Annotated in this window: 14 protein-coding genes and 1 tRNA gene; 9 read left to right on the top strand and 6 right to left on the bottom strand. The window is 49.3% G+C overall.

Annotated features, from left to right (window positions below; genetic code table 11):
- Positions 1 to 90 precede the first annotated feature (90 nt).
- Together uvrD and corA are read left to right on the top strand one after the other, a co-directional pair.
- Positions 91 to 2,253, top strand: coding sequence for a DNA helicase II (uvrD, locus tag AYY16_RS09120; protein ID WP_455565431.1), 2,163 nt, complete (start codon positions 91 to 93; stop codon positions 2,251 to 2,253).
- A gap of 113 nt (positions 2,254 to 2,366) precedes the next feature.
- Positions 2,367 to 3,317: a magnesium/cobalt transporter CorA gene (corA, locus tag AYY16_RS09115; RefSeq protein ID WP_067365349.1), complete on the top strand. Its 951-nt coding sequence runs from the start codon at positions 2,367 to 2,369 to the stop codon at positions 3,315 to 3,317.
- A gap of 20 nt (positions 3,318 to 3,337) precedes the next feature.
- Here the strand turns inward: corA and AYY16_RS09110 are convergent, their stop codons facing one another.
- A complete protein-coding gene (locus tag AYY16_RS09110; RefSeq protein WP_067365346.1) occupies positions 3,338 to 3,847 on the bottom strand; it encodes a DedA family protein in 510 nt (169 codons plus the stop codon).
- A 67-nt stretch (positions 3,848 to 3,914) separates the two neighbouring features.
- Positions 3,915 to 4,811 (bottom strand): EamA family transporter RarD, encoded by an 897-nt coding sequence (gene rarD / locus AYY16_RS09105; protein WP_067365343.1) that lies wholly within the window; start codon positions 4,809 to 4,811, stop codon positions 3,915 to 3,917.
- Between the two features lie 353 nt (positions 4,812 to 5,164).
- Between rarD and recQ the strand changes: the two genes are divergently transcribed.
- Genes recQ through yigL form a run of 3 tightly spaced genes read left to right on the top strand, consistent with a single transcriptional unit; the run spans position 5,165 to position 8,833 of the window.
- Positions 5,165 to 6,991, top strand: a complete 1,827-nt coding sequence (gene recQ / locus AYY16_RS09100) for an ATP-dependent DNA helicase RecQ (RefSeq protein WP_067365340.1) — start codon at positions 5,165 to 5,167, stop codon at positions 6,989 to 6,991.
- 11 nt (positions 6,992 to 7,002) lie between these two features.
- The gene (gene pldB, locus AYY16_RS09095; RefSeq protein ID WP_082970670.1) at positions 7,003 to 8,004 is read left to right on the top strand and encodes a lysophospholipase L2; all 1,002 of its coding nucleotides are present in this window, start codon (positions 7,003 to 7,005) and stop codon (positions 8,002 to 8,004) included.
- 22 nt (positions 8,005 to 8,026) lie between these two features.
- On the top strand, positions 8,027 to 8,833 hold the full coding sequence (yigL, locus tag AYY16_RS09090) for a sugar/pyridoxal phosphate phosphatase YigL (RefSeq protein WP_067365337.1): 807 nt from the start codon (positions 8,027 to 8,029) through the stop codon (positions 8,831 to 8,833).
- A gap of 136 nt (positions 8,834 to 8,969) precedes the next feature.
- On the opposite strand, the gene AYY16_RS09085 is transcribed toward yigL, so the two are convergent.
- Positions 8,970 to 10,271, bottom strand: coding sequence for an SLC5/6 family protein (locus AYY16_RS09085; RefSeq protein ID WP_067365334.1), 1,302 nt, complete (start codon positions 10,269 to 10,271; stop codon positions 8,970 to 8,972).
- Between the two features lie 882 nt (positions 10,272 to 11,153).
- Here AYY16_RS09085 and AYY16_RS09080 point away from each other — a divergent pair.
- Both AYY16_RS09080 and AYY16_RS19700 read left to right on the top strand, forming a co-directional pair.
- Positions 11,154 to 11,705, top strand: coding sequence for a hypothetical protein (locus tag AYY16_RS09080; protein ID WP_067365331.1), 552 nt, complete (start codon positions 11,154 to 11,156; stop codon positions 11,703 to 11,705).
- A gap of 203 nt (positions 11,706 to 11,908) precedes the next feature.
- Positions 11,909 to 12,061, top strand: a complete 153-nt coding sequence (locus AYY16_RS19700) for a DUF3761 domain-containing protein (protein ID WP_082970669.1) — start codon at positions 11,909 to 11,911, stop codon at positions 12,059 to 12,061.
- Positions 12,062 to 12,099: 38 nt separating this feature from the next.
- Here the strand turns inward: AYY16_RS19700 and mscM are convergent, their stop codons facing one another.
- From mscM to rsgA, 3 genes are all read right to left on the bottom strand, one after another.
- Positions 12,100 to 15,459, bottom strand: a complete 3,360-nt coding sequence (gene mscM, locus AYY16_RS09075; protein ID WP_067365328.1) for a miniconductance mechanosensitive channel MscM — start codon at positions 15,457 to 15,459, stop codon at positions 12,100 to 12,102.
- A gap of 12 nt (positions 15,460 to 15,471) precedes the next feature.
- The gene (gene asd, locus AYY16_RS09070; protein ID WP_082970674.1) at positions 15,472 to 16,404 is read right to left on the bottom strand and encodes an archaetidylserine decarboxylase; all 933 of its coding nucleotides are present in this window, start codon (positions 16,402 to 16,404) and stop codon (positions 15,472 to 15,474) included.
- Positions 16,405 to 16,496: 92 nt separating this feature from the next.
- Positions 16,497 to 17,546, bottom strand: a complete 1,050-nt coding sequence (gene rsgA, locus AYY16_RS09065; RefSeq protein ID WP_067365322.1) for a small ribosomal subunit biogenesis GTPase RsgA — start codon at positions 17,544 to 17,546, stop codon at positions 16,497 to 16,499.
- Positions 17,547 to 17,700: 154 nt separating this feature from the next.
- On the opposite strand from rsgA, the gene orn reads away from it, so the two are divergent.
- Positions 17,701 to 18,246, top strand: a complete 546-nt coding sequence (orn, locus tag AYY16_RS09060; protein ID WP_067365319.1) for an oligoribonuclease — start codon at positions 17,701 to 17,703, stop codon at positions 18,244 to 18,246.
- 225 nt (positions 18,247 to 18,471) lie between these two features.
- Positions 18,472 to 18,547 (top strand) — tRNA-Gly (locus AYY16_RS09055).
- The last annotated feature ends 58 nt before the right edge of the window (positions 18,548 to 18,605 follow it).

The following is an 18,605-nucleotide window of genomic DNA, read 5'->3' as shown; positions in this document are numbered from 1 at the left end:
TGTATAAAAAAACAGTCCTCCCCGGCATAAAACGGCCGGGGAGGCGTTCTTTCTCTCGCGGCGACAGCCGAACAACCATTGATGGAAATTATGGACGTCTCTTATCTGCTTGAAGGCCTGAATGATAAACAGCGTGATGCGGTGGCAGCTCCCCGCTCAAACATGCTGATTCTGGCGGGGGCCGGGTCCGGAAAAACCCGGGTACTGGTTCACCGTATCGCCTGGCTGATGGCGGTGGAGAATGCGTCTCCTTTTTCCATTATATCGGTCACATTTACCAACAAGGCGGCAGCAGAGATGCGCCACCGTGTTGAAGGGCTGGTCGGTACCAGTGAAGGCGGCATGTGGATTGGTACGTTCCACGGCCTGGCGCACCGTTTGTTACGGGCGCACCATCTTGACGCCGGGCTGCCGCAGGATTTTCAGATCCTCGACAGCGACGACCAGATCCGTCTGATCCGCCGCCTGATAAAAGCCATGAATCTTGATGAAAAACAGTGGCCTGCCAAACAAGGCTCCTGGTACATCAACGGGAAAAAAGACGAAGGTCTGCGCCCGCAACATATTGAAAGTTATGGTAATCCAATTGAAGCCACCTGGCTGAAGGTTTATCAGGCTTATCAGGAAGCCTGTGATCGTGCCGGGCTGGTGGATTTTGCCGAATTACTGCTGCGCGCCCACGAATTGTGGCTGAATAAACCGGCTATTTTGCAGCACTACCGCAACCGTTTTACTAATATTCTGGTGGATGAGTTCCAGGACACCAACAGTATTCAGTACGCCTGGATAAGAATGCTGGCGGGCGATACCGGCAAAGTGATGATTGTCGGGGATGATGATCAGTCAATCTATGGCTGGCGCGGGGCGCAGGTTGAAAACATTCAGCACTTCCTGAAAGATTTCCCCGGGGCAACCACTATCCGCCTGGAGCAGAATTACCGCTCCACCAATAATATCCTGAAAGCGGCTAACGCTCTGATTTCTCACAATAGTGACAGGCTGGGGAAAAATCTTTGGACGGATGGCGAAGATGGCGAGCTGATTTCGCTTTACTGTGCATTTAATGATCTCGATGAAGCCCGTTATGTGGTGAGTCGGATCAAACAGTGGCATGAAAACGGCGGAGCACTGGCAGATTGCGCGATTTTATACCGCAGCAACGCCCAGTCCCGTCAGCAGGAAGAGGCACTGTTACAGGCGGCAATGCCGTACCGCATATACGGCGGTCAGCGCTTCTTTGAACGCCAGGAAATCAAAGATGCCCTTGCGTATCTGCGCCTGATGTCCAACCGCCATGATGATGCGGCTTTTGAGCGCGTGGTGAATACGCCGACCCGTGGTATCGGCGACCGCACACTGGATGTGGTGCGCCAGACCGCCCGTGATCGACAGCTTACTCTCTGGGACAGTTGTGGTGCTCTGCTGGAAGAGCGGGCGCTGGCAGGTCGTGCGGCATCTGCACTGGGGCGTTTTATTGAGCTGATTAACCTGCTGGCACAGGAAACGGACGGACTGCCGCTGCATGTACAGGCTGACCGTGTGATCCGCGATTCCGGTCTGCGCGCGCATTATGAGCAGGAAAAAGGCGAAAAAGCCCAGGCACGTATCGAAAACTTAGAAGAGCTGGTGACGGCAACAAATCAGTTCAGTTATCAGGATGCGGATGAAGGGCTTACGCCGCTTCAGGCATTCTTATCTCATGCGGCGCTGGAGTCCGGCGAAAGCCAGGCAGATGCTTATCAGGACGCGGTTCAGCTGATGACGCTGCACTCGGCAAAAGGGCTTGAGTTCCCGCAGGTCTTTATCGTCGGTGTCGAAGAGGGCATGTTCCCGGGTATGATGTCGATGGAGGAGAGCGGACGCCTGGAAGAAGAGCGGCGTCTCGCGTATGTCGGCGTGACCCGTGCCATGCAGAAATTAACCCTGACGTATGCAGAAACCCGTCGTCTGTACGGCAAAGAAGTGTATCACCGCCCGTCACGGTTTATCGGTGAACTGCCGCCGGAATGTGTGGAAGAGGTGCGCCTGCGTGCCACGGTTTCCCGCCCTGTGAATCATCAGCGGCTCGGCACGCCGATCACCGCCAATGACAGCGGTTATACCCTCGGGCAGCGTGTCCGCCATGATAAATTTGGCGAAGGCACCATCATCAATATGGAAGGCAGCGGCGAGCACTGCCGCCTGCAGATTGCGTTTCAGGGCGAGGGGATCAAATGGCTGGTTGCCTCCTATGCAAAACTCGTAAAACCCTGATCACCGGCAGAGAAGCGGTGTCAATTCGCGAATAAGCGGTTGACACCCTTTTTCATCTGCGCATACCATGCGCACACTTTTTCTTTTCCCGACGCTCCCGGAGGCCACACACTATGCTGAGCGCATTTAGAGTTGATAATAAGCGTTTACACCGTCTTGATTTAGAAGAGGGTGATACCCTTGCTGATGCGCTGTGGGTGGATGTTTCCGAACCGGAAGAGAGCGAACGTGCCTTTATCCAGGCACAGTTAAACCAGGAGCTGGCGACCAGCCCGGAGCTGGATGATATCGAAGCATCCGCCCGTTTCTTTGAAGATGATGACGGTCTGCATGTTCACTCCTTTTTCTATTACGAGGATGCGGACGATCACGCCGGAAACTCAACCGTGGCGTTTACGCTGCGCGACGGGCGTTTATATACCCTGCGCGAACGTGAGCTGCCCGCGTTTCGTCTTTACCGCATGCGCGCCCGCAAGCAGACCATGCTGGACGGCAACGGATACGAAATTCTGCTGGATTTGTTTGAAACCAAAATTGAACAGCTCGCAGATGTGATTGAAAATATCTACAGTGAACTGGAATCCCTCAGCCGCGCCATTATGAAAGGCAAGCAGGATGATGCGTTTGATAAGGCGCTGTCTAATCTGGCGGTGCAGGAAGATATCGGCTGGAAAGTGCGTTTGTGTCTGATGGATACACAGCGCGCACTGAACTTTTTAGTCCGCCGCACACGCCTGCCGGTTAATCAGCTGGAGCAGGCACGCGAGATCCTGCGCGATATTGAATCCCTGCTGCCGCATAACGAATCGCTCTTTCAGAAGGTTAACTTCCTGATGCAGGCGGCGATGGGCTTTATGAATATTGAGCAAAGCCGCATCATCAAAATCTTCTCCGTGGTATCTGTGGTCTTCCTGCCACCAACGCTGGTTGCCTCCAGCTACGGGATGAACTTTAGGTTTATGCCTGAACTGGACTGGGCGATGGGCTATCCGGCGGCTATCGGAATTATGTTTGTGGCGGCACTTGCACCGTATCTCTATTTCAAACGTAAGAACTGGCTGTAAGCAGACGTCAGAAAACGGTATCAGAAAAAGGTAAATGATATGCCCTTGGCAATCAGCATATAAAGGGCAGTCCAGACCCCGGCGGAGAGCAGGCAGGTAAGCAGCACCCTGGTGTGGGAAAAGCGCAGTAACCCTGCTGCCATCGGGATCAGATAGCGCAGTACGGCAATAAACCGCGATGTAAATAAAATAACCAATCCGCTGTTTTGTAATCGGTTTTGTGCTTTCCCGAGCGCGACATGATATTTTGCCATCAGCCCGGGAAAATAGTTACGGGTGACAATAATTCTGCCGAGATAGTATGAAAGCAGTGAGCCGCCGGTAGCCCCCAGGGTGATGACCAGCCAGATAATCACAACCGGAACCACGGGAAATGCCAGGGTGACGACCGTCATCAGCATCACGGACGCGGGTGGCAATACTGACGACAGAATGATGGTCGATTTACTCAGCGCGATAAAAAACAGGATTAATAACAGCCAGACAGGATGGCTGTGCAATATCGCCAGATGATTATGTATCCATTCCATGAGTTTGCCTCCCTTCGTTTTTCACCGACTGCCGCACTAATCACAAGTATCAGTGCGGCATGATAAATTACGCTTTTCTGTAGCGGTAGCGCTGGGTATAGAGTGCATCCAGTGTGAAGACAATCAGACCCGCCCAGATAAAGGCAAATGTGATTAACCGTTCCGTTGAAATCGCCTCACCGTACACCATTGTCGCCAGAACAAACATCAGTGTCGGTCCGATATACTGGAAAAAGCCCAGCGTAGAGAGGCGCAGATGATTAGCTGCTTCTGTAAACAGCAGCAGTGGTACAGTGGTGATAATACCGGCAGCAATCAGCAGCAGATTCAGTGTCAGCGGATTGAGTGTCATATTGCTGGTGGCACTGTCGGCGAAGAAAAGCAGATAAACACAGGCAACCGGCAGCAGCCACAGGGTTTCAATCAGCATACCGCCTTGTGCATCCACGCCCAGTTTTTTACGCAGTAAGCCATATACGCCGAATGTCATTGCCAGGCTCAGCCCGATGACCGGCACTGTTCCGAACTGCCAGAGCTGGATAAGCACGCCGGTGCAGGCGAGAGAAACCGCAAACCATTGCAGACGGCGGAAGCGTTCACCCAGGAAAAGCATCCCGAACAGCACGTTTACCAGCGGATTAATAAAGTATCCCAGGCTGGCTTCCAGCATATGATCATGGTTCACCGCCCAGATATAAATCAGCCAGTTCGACGCAATGGTACAGGCGGTAACCGCGAGGATCAGCAGCTTTTTCGGCTGACGCAAAATCAGGCGGATGCGTGGCCACTGGCGCGACACAGTGATAAGCAGGATCATAAAAAAGAATGACCAGATGACCCGGTGTGTCAGGATTTCATCTGCGGGGACTTCTTTGATCATTTTGAAATAAACCGGGGCTATTCCCCAGATAAAGTAAGCGCCGAGAGCACAAAGGACGCCTTTTACTGTCTGTTGCTGGCTCATGATAGTCCAAGTCTGAATAAAAAAGAGAGAAAGCACCGCGTCGGGGTGACTACATTGGCATTGAAATTAGTTTGTTATCATTTAATTAATCACGTGACTAATTAATTATACGTAAATCGTGATCGTCTGCCGAATATTTCGCCGGTCAAAGAGACGTTAAAAAGATGTGAAAGTTTAACGTGCATCACAAAAATACACCAGCAGGGACGCATAAAAAAGATTAGGCGCAGATCGAATATCTGTTCGGTGATGTGCGGATACTCTGTTAACTGATGTCGATCTGAGCTAGCATAGGAACATCTTTTCACCGGCAGAACGCACTGCCCGGATTTCTACTTCACCTGAGGAGCTGCGTGTCTACCGCTGAAGTTATCAACACCCTGCCCGACGCTGACGCTATCCTGCGCCAGGTCTTTGGTTATCAGCAATTTCGTGCCGGTCAGTCCGATATTATCGCGACCATTACCGCCGGACGGGACTGCCTGGTTGTCATGCCGACGGGCGGAGGTAAATCACTCTGTTATCAGATACCTGCACTGATGTTGCCGGGGCTGACAGTAGTCATTTCGCCTCTTATCTCCCTGATGAAAGATCAGGTCGATCAACTGCGCCTGCTCGGCGTGGAAGCCGGATATCTGAACTCAGCGCAGACACCACAGCAGCAGCAACAGGTCATCGAAGGCTGTCAGAGCAACCGTATCCGGATGCTTTATGTGGCACCGGAACGCCTGCGGATGGGCAGTTTTCTTCAGCAGTTACAGCGCTGGCAGCCATCACTTCTGGCGGTGGATGAAGCCCACTGTATCTCACAATGGGGGCATGATTTCCGCCCTGAATACAGTGCGATTGGCGAACTTCGCCAGTATCTGCCTGATTTACCGATCATTGCACTGACTGCCACGGCGGATGACACCACGCGCACGGATATCAGCGCGCGTCTGCGGCTCAATGACCCGCTTATCCACATCAGCAGTTTTGACCGTCCGAATATCCGTTACACGCTGGTGGAAAAATACAAACCCTTTGATCAGCTCTGGATGTTTGTCCGGGGTCAGAAAGGCCAGTGCGGCATTATTTACTGCAACAGCCGCAATAAAGTCGAAGATGTTGCTGCTCGCCTGCAAAAACGCGGGCTGAGTGTCGCGGCGTATCATGCCGGGCTGGAAAATTCACAGCGCGAATCGGTTCAGGATGCATTTCTTAAAGACAACTTACAGGTTGTCGTTGCGACCGTCGCGTTCGGCATGGGAATTAATAAATCCAACGTCCGGTTTGTGGTGCACTTTGATATCCCGCGCAATATTGAATCCTATTATCAGGAAACCGGTCGTGCCGGGCGTGACGGCGTCAGCGCCGAAGCGGTTCTGTTTTATGATCCTGCCGACATGGCATGGCTGCGCCGCTGCCTGGATGAAAAACCGGCAGGTGCGCAAAAAGATATCGAACAGCATAAGCTGAATGCGATGGGCGCGTTTGCACAAGCACAAACCTGCCGCCGCCTGGTGCTGCTGAATTATTTCGGTGAAAACCGCCAGACGGCTTGCGGTAACTGTGATATCTGCCTTGATCCGCCAAAACAGTTTGACGGATTACTTGAAGCACAGCAGGCGCTTTCCTGCATTTACCGTGCCGGGCAGCGCTTCGGGCTGGGATATATTGTGGATGTATTGCGCGGCTCGAATAATCAGCGGATCCGTGAGTACGGGCACGATAAGCTTTCTGTTTACGGAATAGGCAAAGACAAAAGCCAGGAACACTGGGTCAGTGTTCTGCGCCAGATGATACATTTAGGGCTGATAACGCAAAACATTGCTAATTATTCTGCATTACAATTAACTGAATCTGCCCGTCCGGTTCTGCGGGGTGAATTGCCGCTGCAACTGGCGGTTCCGCGGATTCAGAATGTAAAACCCCGCCAGACAGCGCGCACTTACGGGGGTAATTATGATAAAAAACTGTTTGCCAAACTGCGTAAGCTGCGTAAATCCATTGCGGATGAAGATAATATTCCGCCGTTTGTGGTCTTCAATGATGCCACGTTAATTGAGATGGCGGAGCAGTGCCCTGTCAAAGCACATGATTTACTCTTGATAAATGGTGTCGGAGAGCGGAAACTGGAACGATTCGGCAATGCGTTTATGGCCCTGATCCGGGAGCACCTTACCGGAACCGATGACTAAAGGAGTACTCTATGCTGTCACCGGATAGCCTGAAAGCAGGCTGGCTGGAACGCGAGGCACAATACTCAGCCTTTGTGAACGGCCCGTTACTCGACTTCTGGAACCAGCGGGATGAGCGTACTTTTCAGGGCGCGGACGATATCACTATCCGCTATGTGCAGTTTACCCGCCCCGCACACACTAAAGTTCTGATTATCAGCTCCGGCCGGGGCGAAAGCTACGTTAAATATCCGGAAGTATTATACGATTTTTTTCATCAGGGCTTTGATGTCTTCATTATGGATCATCGCGGGCAGGGACTGTCCGGCCGGATGCTGGATGAACCTCAGAAAGGTCATGTAGAGCGTTTCACCGACTATATTGATGATTTCTCAGCCTTTACCAATACCGCTCTGGCAACAAAAGCCTATACCCGCCGTTATGCACTGGCGCACTCGATGGGCAGTGCAATATTGAGCGGATATCTGTTACGCGAGCCGGATACATTCCGTGCCGCCGTATTATGTGCCCCGATGTTCGGCATTAAATTACCGATGCCGATGTGGCTGGCAAATATGATTGTGAACCGGGCCGACAACCGGCCTTCGGAGCGCAATGAGTATGCGGTATCAACCGGGAGGTGGCAGCCGTTGCCGTTTTTAATCAACGTGCTGACTCATAGTTACCCGCGATACCGGCGTTACCTGCGTTGTTATGCTGACTATCCGGCTTTGCGTCTCGGCGGACCCACGTATCACTGGCTACGTGAGAGCATTGATGTCGGACAGCAGATAATTGCGCGGGCGGGAGAGATTACCACTCCGCTGATGGTGCTGATGGCATCAGAAGATAAAGTGGTCGACAATCGGGAGCTGTTGGCTTTCTGCGAAAATCGCCGGAAAGCCCGGACAGGAAAAGAAGAAGAACAATTGCCCCTGACTTTTGAGGGCGCATATCACGAAATCCTGTTTGAAGAGGATGCATTGCGTGCAGTTGCACTCAATGCAATTTGCCAATTTTTTGAGCGACACTAACCCAATCCAGGAAATCTTGAATATGTATCATGTAGTTGCTTCGGATTTAGACGGAACATTGTTATCACCTGCACACAGTTTAACCCCTTACACAAAGGAAACGCTTCGTCTCCTGACTATCAACAGCGGCATTAATTTTATTTTTGCCACAGGCCGCCATCATATTGATGTGGCGCAGATCCGTGATTCTCTGGGCATTGATGCCTTTATGATAACCTCCAACGGCGCGCGTGTTCATAACACGAAAGGCGAGCTGGTTTTCAGTCATGATGTGGACCCTGATGTGGTGCGCGAGCTGTGCCTGATGGAGTTTGATAATCCGGATCTTCTGACAAACTACTATCGTGGTGATAACTGGTTTATTAACCGCGAAAGCCCTGAACAGAAAGAGTTTTTTCAGGAATCCGTATTTATGTACGAATTATTCGACCGGCATGATTTCCCGGTCGATCAGGTCTGTAAAGTCTATTTTACCTGTGATGACCATGAAAAACTCGTGGCGCTGGAAGCCAGAATCCGTGTGCGTTTCGGCAACCGGGTGAATGTCAGTTTTTCTTTGCGCAGTTGCCTGGAAGTGATGGCGGGTGGCGTATCCAAAGGAGAAGCACTTCAGCAGGTGGCGGAATCTCTGGGCAAAAAACTGGATGACTGTATTGCATTCGGTGACGGTATGAATGACCGGGAAATGCTGGAAATGGCAGGAAAGGGCTGCATTATGGCAGGGGCGCATCAGCGCCTGAAAGATATTCTGCCGGAGATGGAAGTTATCGGCTCAAATGCTGATGATGCGGTCGCACATTACTTGCGTCGTTTATATCCGCAGTCATAATTTATCTATACCCAACGTCATTCAAGATGCAGCCAACGAACCTGCAGCGTGAATGAATAAGGGTATAAAAATAAAACCGCTGATGCATAATATGCCTCAGCGGTTTTTTATTGTTTGTGATAATTAAATCGTGTTATCAGGAGAATGCCAGGAAAGGTGAGATACATAACAGAATACCGGTAAAGATAATCAGGTAAAGCGATGCACCTTTATATTTATGCAGCATCGGGACTTTATAGACTAAATACGCAGGAATAAGGCAACCGACCATTCCGAAAATCGGGCTGCATATTGAGGTAAATCGCAATACCGGTGCATTGAGAATAATAGCTCCCCATGCCAGCAGTACTGCAAATAACATAATACCGTTTTTTACCCAATTTTTATTGATACGATCAGCCGGCATCATACGTTGCAGAATATTCATCACAATACCTTGTGTCGCTTCACGAAAGCCAAGGTAAACCCCGAAGAATGCGGTCATTACGGCGAAGATATTCAGCACAACACTCACGACAGTTACCCAGCCGCCGGGAAAAAATTTAGCCGCAATCGCCAGTGCAGAAATATTTTGCTCGTAGGCTTTAACCGCTTCTTCATGGCCCATTGCCAGAGTAAATGACACCGCATAGAAAAAGACGGTACAGAACAGAATAGCGAAGGCGATGTTCATTGCCCGCAGTGCTTTATAACGCGCAACGTCGCGGTTAACGTTCTGGCTGCGAAATGAAATCACCATCGGACTGAGTGTCTGAATAAACAGGATAGAAGTGAGTGTGAACGGCAGTGTAATAATCGCTTCTTTAATTAATCGTCCTGTAGGTGGTAATGCACCAATGTTATACAGGTGCCACATTCCGATCATTGAAATACCGAGTGCGGCGACAACAAAGAGCTTTGTCAGAACCATAAAACTGGAGAGTTTAAATAATAATTTTTCACCACGGGAGGATATTGCGACTAAAATACAAATCAGTACCAATCCATACCACGGGCTGTCAGACAGTAATCCCTCAGTGACACCAAATGTCTGAAAATACGATGCACTGTCATTCGTTATGGCAGTGGAATAAACAAACATCCAGATAACCAGCATGATGAAGTACAGCGCACCTAATAAAATGCCCCAATTCTTACCCAGATAACCGGTAATAACACTCGGGTAGTCTTTGCACTCAGGCGATTCCGCCAGTGTATTAATAAATAAACGCTGGAACAGGTACATCGCCGGATAACCAATAACAGAAGAGAGCAGGAAAACCCATAATCCCATCAAACCAACCTGAACCGGTAAAAATACAATTCCTGCGCCGATAGCCATACCAATACTCATTATTACCCAACCAGCATCGGTGCCATCAAATTTAATTGCTGCCTGCCATTGTTCATCCGTCATTCCGGCACTTACAGGTGCGGAATTAGTCAATATTATCGCCATAAGTAACACCCTCAATATTTAAATCGTAAACAATGTTTTTTTAAAATAAATGCGATTTAAACAACTTATTATACCCAACGTCATTCAGGATGCAGGCAGGCGGCAAGTTCAGCCCACCGGGGAGCATAGATAAACTATGTAACCCGGCGGGCTGAGCGTAGCCAACGAACCTGCGGTTTGAATGAATAAGGGTATATTTAATAACTTTTTTGTTATCAGCAGGCTTTTTGTTATACCTACTATCATAGTGGATATATAAGAGAAAAAATAATGCTTTCCGGGTGCCTGAAGGTGGGGTTATTTAGAAAAAAATTCTCTTTTAAGGGCAATGCATCGGGAAAAACGCTATTTAGCACAGAAAATAAAAACCAGAGGTATTATTAGTTTATGAATTTAAGGTAAGAGTTTATTTTATAAGGTAAAAATAAAAAGTTAGTTTTTTGAGTAATGCTGGTGTTTATACGGGAAGCCCCGTTATTTTGAGTGGATTATCACACTGTAAATGATAATGACTATTAGATATAGTGATTATATCGAATGTTATGGATAAGTTGTCTATTTTCAGATGAATATACTTAGTCTGTCTTCCCGGATATTCACTTCACAGAAAAAAAGAGACCGTTATTTATTCCTATAGTATCTGGTAACGCATTCTGGTATATAAGCGCAATCATTAAAATACGGTCTGCTTTCAATACCAAAGCAGTGCATACCCGCTGACTTATTCAGAGTACATAACGGATAGAGTGAATTATCATAACTATACCCTTATTCATTCAAACGGCAGGTTCGTTGGCGGAACGAGGATAGCCGTCTGCCTGCATATTGAATGACGTTGGGTATATATGAATCTTAATTAACAATAAATAATCAGGGCTGTATATGTATAAAAAACGCAATATTGTATTCGCAGTGTCAGGCATTATGTTACTGCTGCTTGCCGGTTGTGATAATGAAGACGCTAAACCTAAAGATACCGCATCTGTTTCAACTTCAGTACAGAGCGGAAACTGGCAGATAAAACCGGGAAAGCTATCTTCTGCTAATACTGAAGATATTAAGGCAGATTTGTCATTATTAAATCCGGTAATTAATAAATCAAACAGTGAGAACAGTCGTTTATTAGCTGAGATAAACAAGGTGAAAAATGATCCGGAAAAAGTAAAAGAGATATTACTTAAAAATTTTGAACATCAGTCTGCCATTGAAGGTGAAATTATGGGACTGACTTTCAAAAGCGGAGAAGTACAGGAAATCCGCACACAGATGATCAGCAATATTATGCTGGCAAAAAGAATGTATGATGCTATCGGAAAACCTGATTTCGATCTCACAAAACCCGGCGATGAGTTTAAGCAATTAAGCGCACAGTCATTTCAGATGCAGCAACAAATTGGTATGGCGCTGGATAAGCTGAATCAGGAATATCCGTAATCTTCTCTGTTTGGTCAGTATATTCCGTTATTTGTGATAATGGTTGTACGATTTGACAAAATACTCAGGTACATTGAGTAAACAGGTCAGCAGCAGATAACGGCTGACCTGATAATAAATAATAATATGAGAAAGAGTGATTCGGTATTATTAATGTATGGCAGTCAGGAAATATCAGATGAAAAAAAATACTATTTTTTTATATGTTTAGTTTTTTTTCATTTAATTCGCTTGCGTATATTACAAACGACCCGGATGACCCTAATATAAAGGCAGTATGCAGAGACGGCTCTTATTCAACATCGACAGGGCGCGGTACCTGCTCTCATCATGGTGGTGTGGATCATTATTTATAAGAGAGAGAAGCCGGTAATCACCGGCTTTCTTTGTTAAATTACAACCCACCGGATTTTCTCATCGGATTACGGCCGGAGAGATTTTTGGTGCCGCTGCGCAGAATATTGCCAACCATATCCACGCGTGCTTCAAATGGCGGGAATGGCAGAATAATATTATTTTCAGCGAAGCTACGCAGAATGCTCTGATGGATCTCATGACGCGCCGGTAAGCGGTGCCCCATTTCTGCGGCATAGGCCCGCAGTTCAAAGATTTGAATTCCCTGTTGCAAATCAACCAGATAGGCTTCAGGGCTTGGGGTGTCGAGGATCATTGGTGAGTCCTGAGCCGCTACCAGAAGCAGAACAGTTACCTGTTCCGGATTCGCTTCAGCAGGCACCGGAATGGTCAGTACAATACGGGTAACAGTGTCAGAGAGCGACCAGTTGATAAACTGCTCGGTGATAAAGGCCTTGTTCGGCACGATTATCTCTTTGCGATCCCAGTCGGTCAGGGTGGTCGCGCGGGTGTTGATCCGCGTGATACTGCCGGTCAGGTCACGGATAGTGACGGTATCGCCGATACGGATCGGTTTTTCAAACAGGATCATCAGACCGGACACGATGTTTGCGAAGATCTCCTGTAACCCGAAGCCCAGCCCGACCCCCATTGCCGTCACAAACCACTGCATTTTCGACCATTCGATCCCGATCAGGGAGAAGCCGACAATTCCGCCGATCAGGGTGATGGTGTATTTGGTCAGCGTGGTAATAGCATAACCGGTGCCGGGTGTCAGATCCAGATGCTGTAACAGAGCCAGTTCCAGAAGTGCCGGCAGGTTGCGGACTAACTGGGTGGTGATAATAATCACCAGTATGGCGACAAAGATTGATCCGAGTGTGATCGGCTGGAGAGTATCCACACCATTAATACTGCTGGTGACATCCCACAGCCGGATATTTTCCAGGAAGGAGAAGGCGGTATGTAATTCTGACCACAGCAGAATACAGGAGACCAGCGCTATCATCGTCAGTATTGAACGGACTAACCCGACCGACTGCGCACTGATGGTATCAAGGTCAATCACCTGTTCTTCAATATCTATCACACCTTCGGCACTGTTGGCATTACTGTTTACATTGCTGTCATCATCACTTTTGGCGCGCTGCGCCAGAATTTCCGCACGGCGCTGTTTGGCGCGCTCAAAGGCGATACGACGGCGCTGGAGCAACATCCATCGGGTGATAATATTGTATACAACCAATAACATAAACCAGATTGCAACAGAGGTTTCCAGGCGTCCGAGCAGTGCCTGTGAGGTTGCAAGATAACCCAGAAGTGCCGCCAGTGCTGCCACAACAGGCGCCAGCAGGAGCAGCCACCACATCCCTTTACTGATGATGTTATCGCCACTGCCGTGGCGATCCAGATAAAGCGGGACTTCTGCCCGGCGCAGGCTGCTGGTGATGACAAACAGTGCCACACATAGCAGCAGGAAGCAGAGACGGCCGAGAGTTGGTGCGAATTCGCGTTCATTAAAATGTTCAAATGTTGTCATTGCCATCAGCAGCGGCACAATGACAAAAATAGAGAGCTGATAGAAGCGCATGACGCGTTTGACCCGTACTTCCGGCCAGCGGAACTGTGCGATAAATAAGCCGTTCGGGCGGGCAAAAGTGGCACAGAACATAAAAATCCAGAGAACCGGGGTGGTCGCACTTACACCGTCACCGATCGCTTTTGCTATCGGGTACTGCCAGGCATTTTGTAATCCGTAGCCGATAGCAGACCAGAGCACCGGCAGCGGCAGTGAAACCAGTACTGACCAGAACAGCGTGCGCAGTGTGATAGAGAATCTGTCGAGGGTCACTTTTCCGATACGCTGGCTGGTGCGATCTAAAAATGCCTGATAGTGGCGGCGGTAATTCAGACCGACAAACGCCAGCAGCAGTGTGCTGATGATATAGAGCGCAATTTCTCTGTTCTGCCAGGAAAACATGGTCTTGAATGCGCCGCCCAGTTGCGCCAGGGTATCCAGCGAGAGCAGTTTGGTCAGGCTTTGCAGTACTTCAATCGGATAATTAATGTAAACCGGTGTGGCATCCGCGACCCAGAACAGATAGCGGTGGGTCGCGTCACGCACTTCAACCAGGACATCACTGAGCTGGCTGGTCGCGACTTTGAGTTTTGTCAGTTCAAGAATTTCGGTGTCGTAGCCGGAGAGCAGGGAGCTGAGCAGCTCTTTGCGACTCTGAATCAGCTGATGATAAAGTTCAGCCTGGTTTTGCGGGAAAGAGGCCGTCAGTGATGCATTTGCTTCAGTTTCGGCAGAAAGCGCATCGAGCATATTTTCATATTTCAGGCGCTCGACACGTAAGTCTGTAATGTCTTTATCCAGTTTCTGCTGCTTAGGCATTTCCGGCAGACGGCTCAGTTGCGCCCGCAGTGCTTCCCCGAGAGCGGTGGACCCGTTGAGCCATTGTGCCTGTTCCCGGATGGTGCCGAGGACCTGACGTGCTTTCTGGATATCATTAGCCGCCTGGCGCTGCATATCACCAATCTCACTCATGTGTGCAGCCTGATTATTCAGATCCTGCGAGAGTGTCCGGTTGGTTTCAATTTGCGACATCAGAAATTGAGGTAAATCCCCGGCCTGTTCTGCGAGCATCTCAGTGCGCTCAAGCGCGAGTTCGGCTTTCTGCTGGCGTTTGCCATTCAGGACGTCGCGCAGTTGCTGAAGCTCAAGATCAAGGCGTTGATAGCGCTTGCGCAGTAATTCAAGACGGATGCGGGTCAGTTCCTGGCGGTTATTTGCCGAAAGCTGTGCCAGTTCGAGTTCGTTGACGGTGGCTTTACGCGCCTGCACTTCTGCCAGCGCGAGTGTTGCCTGCGCTTCTGCAAGTGGTGTCAGCGGTATACTTAAACTTTGCTGACGGCTGGCGGCTTCATTTAACTGGCGGCGGGCCTCTGACTGCTGCTGAGGCAAAAGGGTGAGCGAGTCACTGATTTCGCGGTTTTTATCTTGTTCCTGCTGTAATAATCGTCCCTGCTCCAGTAACTGTCCGCTGAGCTGAATAGATTGCTGCTCAAGTTCGGTGATGGGGCGCGTGGTCAGAACTTTGGCAGGTGAATCACTCTCTTCCAACAGTTGCTGACGCAACTCTCTGACCAGCTTAGGAAAATTATCAATAGTATCCTGGTAGCCCTGCGCTCTGCCGTCAGCGGCTTTAGTGTCAGTCAGCCAGTTAAGGGTCGCCTGCAGCGCCTGTGCCATCTCAATATCTTTCGGATCTTTACTGCTTTCTATCCGTTTTAATTCCCGGCGGATTTGAGGTTCATCAATATCCGTTGCCGCGTAAACCGCAGTCAGCGGGGAAAGAAGAAAAACCGCCAGTAAAAATGAGATGATCAGGCGCACAGGGGAGAGTCCTCAGTTGGTCGCAGTGGCGTCCGGTTGTGAGTCAGCGACGGTTTCTTCCGGCGCGTGTGTTTCATTGTCGGCGCTGATGCGGGTTGCCATCAGTTCACCCATACGGGTTGAAACCCCGTTTGCCAGTGCGCTGTTCAGCGTGACGGTATCAGCCGGAAACAGGTTGATTACCGTGGAGCCGAGTTTAAAGCGCCCCATTTCTTCCCCTTTTTTCAGGTTCACCGCGCAGACACTGTCTTTGGCAGGATACGTCCAGCGCTTGATAATACCTTCACGCGGCGGCGTTACCATGCCGCACCAGACAGTTTCCATACTGCCGACAATGGTTGCGCCGACCAGAATTTGCACCATCGGACCGAAATCGGTATCAAACACACAAATCAGGCGTTCGTTACGGGCAAACAGATTTGGTACGTTTGCAGCCGTTAACGGGTTCACGGAGAACAGATCGCCCGGCACATAAATCATTTCGCGCAGATGTCCGTCACATGGCATGTGGACACGGTGGTAGTCACGCGGTGATAAGTAAATGGTTGCAAACTGCCCGTTACGAAACAGTGAAGCTAACTGCCAGTTACCCGCCAGAAGTGCTTCCAGCGAATAATTGTGCTTTTTCGCCTGCAAAATCTGGTCGTCGCGGATAAGCCCCAATTGGCTGATGGTTCCGTCAGCCGGCAGTGCCAGTGTATCGCTGCCTTTTACTACCGGGCGGACATCCTCTTTCAGCGTGCGGATAAAAAATTCGTTGAAGGTGCTGTAAGCGATAAACGCGCTCTCTTTCGCTTCATTCATATCCACTTTGTAGGCTTTGGCGAATGCTTTGATAACCAGTTGTGTCAGCCAGCCAAGTTTTTTATTGGCAAAACGCCCCGCCAGTTGAGTAAGCCACTGTTTAGGCAACAAATATTGCAATCTTATTTTAAGAGTATCCAGCACATCGACCTCTGGTATTGTTTATTATCAGCCGGTTTTTCCGGCGAAATCTGAACAAAAGGGGGCTATTGTACCTGTGCTTATTGCGCTTGTCAGTCTTCACCGACCGTAAAGTTACGGCGTGGTTTAACCTGAGCCATACTTTCCAGGATCCGGTGATAATTTTCAAAGCGTTCTTTGCAGATTTTACCCTTTTCCACGGCATCCCGCAGGGCGCAGCCGGGGTCATCCCCGTGTTTGCAGTCGCGGAATTTACAGTGGCCCAGATATTCACGAAACTCGGTAAACCCGAGAGTGACCTGTTCCGGTGTCAGGTGCCACAGACCAAACTCACGCACACCCGGAGAATCAATCACATCCCCGCCATGCGGGAAATGATACAGCCGTGAGGCGGTTGTGGTGTGTTGTCCCAGCCCTGAGTTATCAGAAACGTCATTAACCAGAATGTCATCCATTTCCGGCAATAACTTATTCAGTAAGCTGGATTTACCCACACCGGACTGCCCGGCAAAAATAGAAATCCGGTCTGCCAGTTCGGCAACAAGCGCATCCATCCCTTCACCTGAGTGACCTGAGACTTCCAGAACCCGGTATCCGATATTACGATAGATGTTCATTAATTTATTGACGCGGACGCGGCTTTCGTCATCCAGAAGATCAATTTTATTCAGGACGATAAGCGGCTCGACCCCCACTTTTTCGCAGGCAACCAGGTAACGGTCAATGATATTGAGTGACAGCTCCGGTAAAATCGCGGAGACAATGACAATTTGATCAATATTCGCCGCAATAGGCTTAATACCGTCATAAAGATCGGGGCGGGTCAGAACAGATTGGCGATCATGTACGGCTTCAACAATACCGTTTACACGTCCGGTTTCTGCATTTTTCAGAGCAGGGCGCCAAAGCACCCGGTCGCCGGTCACCAGGGATTTGATGGTGCGGCGCATATTACAGCGCTGTACCGTGCCGTCAGACGCTTCAATATCGGCGTGCTGACCAAACCGGCTGATAACCAACCCTTCCAGGGCGTCACCGAACAGGCTGTCATCTGGCTCAGGCTTCCGCTCCCGGCGCAGTGTCCGCTGCTGATTCGCCTGAACACGCCGTTCCTGACCTTTGGAAAGTTTTTGTTTAGCCAACGAAACCTCGTCTGTCTGTAATACTATATTATGAAGGTACGGTCTTTGTGCTGACTCGCAGCGGGACCGGTAAACCGCTATAATACACCATAAATTTTATGCGTCATCCTTCAATCGGTTGGCGCAGATCTATTGATAAACTATAGGATATAAAATGGCTGTTAGTGAACAAAACCTTATCTGGATTGATCTGGAAATGACCGGGCTTGACCCGGAGCGCGACCGGATTATTGAAATCGCCACGATTGTCACGGACGCCAACCTGAATATTCTGGCAGAGGGACCGGTTCTGGCGGTGCATCAGTCTGATGAGCAGTTAGCTTTAATGGATGAATGGAATGTCCGTACTCATAACGCAAGCGGATTGGTTAAGCGTGTGCGTGACAGTCATTTTTCAGATGCACAGGCAGAGCAGGCAACAATTGAATTTTTGGAAAAATGGATACCAAAGGGTGTTTCGCCTATCTGCGGAAACAGTGTAGGGCAGGATCGCCGCTTTTTATTCCGCTATATGCCGCTGCTGGAGCAGTATTTTCATTATCGCTATCTGGATGTCAGCACGCTGAAAGAGCTGGCCCGCCGCTGGAAACCTGAGGTTCTGGATGGCTTTACCAAGAAAAATACCCATCAGGCGCTGGATGATATCCGCGAGTCAATTGCTGAGCTTGCTTATTACCGCGATACGCTTATCCGGCTGTAAGTCCGGCAGGGTAATTCCGGGCTGTATGATTTTTGTCCGGTAAGCGTCTGGTGTTTATTGTTTTGCGTATTTCATCGTAATTTTGCCGTTTTTATCGGCGGTTGAATAAAAAAATTCATTTTTTAGCGTCAGAGGGCTTGCCAGAAAATGAATTTTTCGTATAATGCGCTCCCCATACCGAGATAGATTTTAAATCTGAACCGGTGTGGGCAAATTGCAAAATATGCGGGAATAGCTCAGTTGGTAGAGCACGACCTTGCCAAGGTCGGGGTCGCGAGTTCGAATCTCGTTTCCCGCTCCAATTTTGCAGATTGTCAGGTGATATACCGTTTTTGATGCGGGAATAGCTCAGTTGGTAG

The organism is Morganella psychrotolerans, assembly GCF_001676155.1.
Classification (GTDB): domain Bacteria; phylum Pseudomonadota; class Gammaproteobacteria; order Enterobacterales; family Enterobacteriaceae; genus Morganella; species Morganella psychrotolerans.
This window is presented reverse-complemented; position numbering and strand designations above follow the sequence as displayed.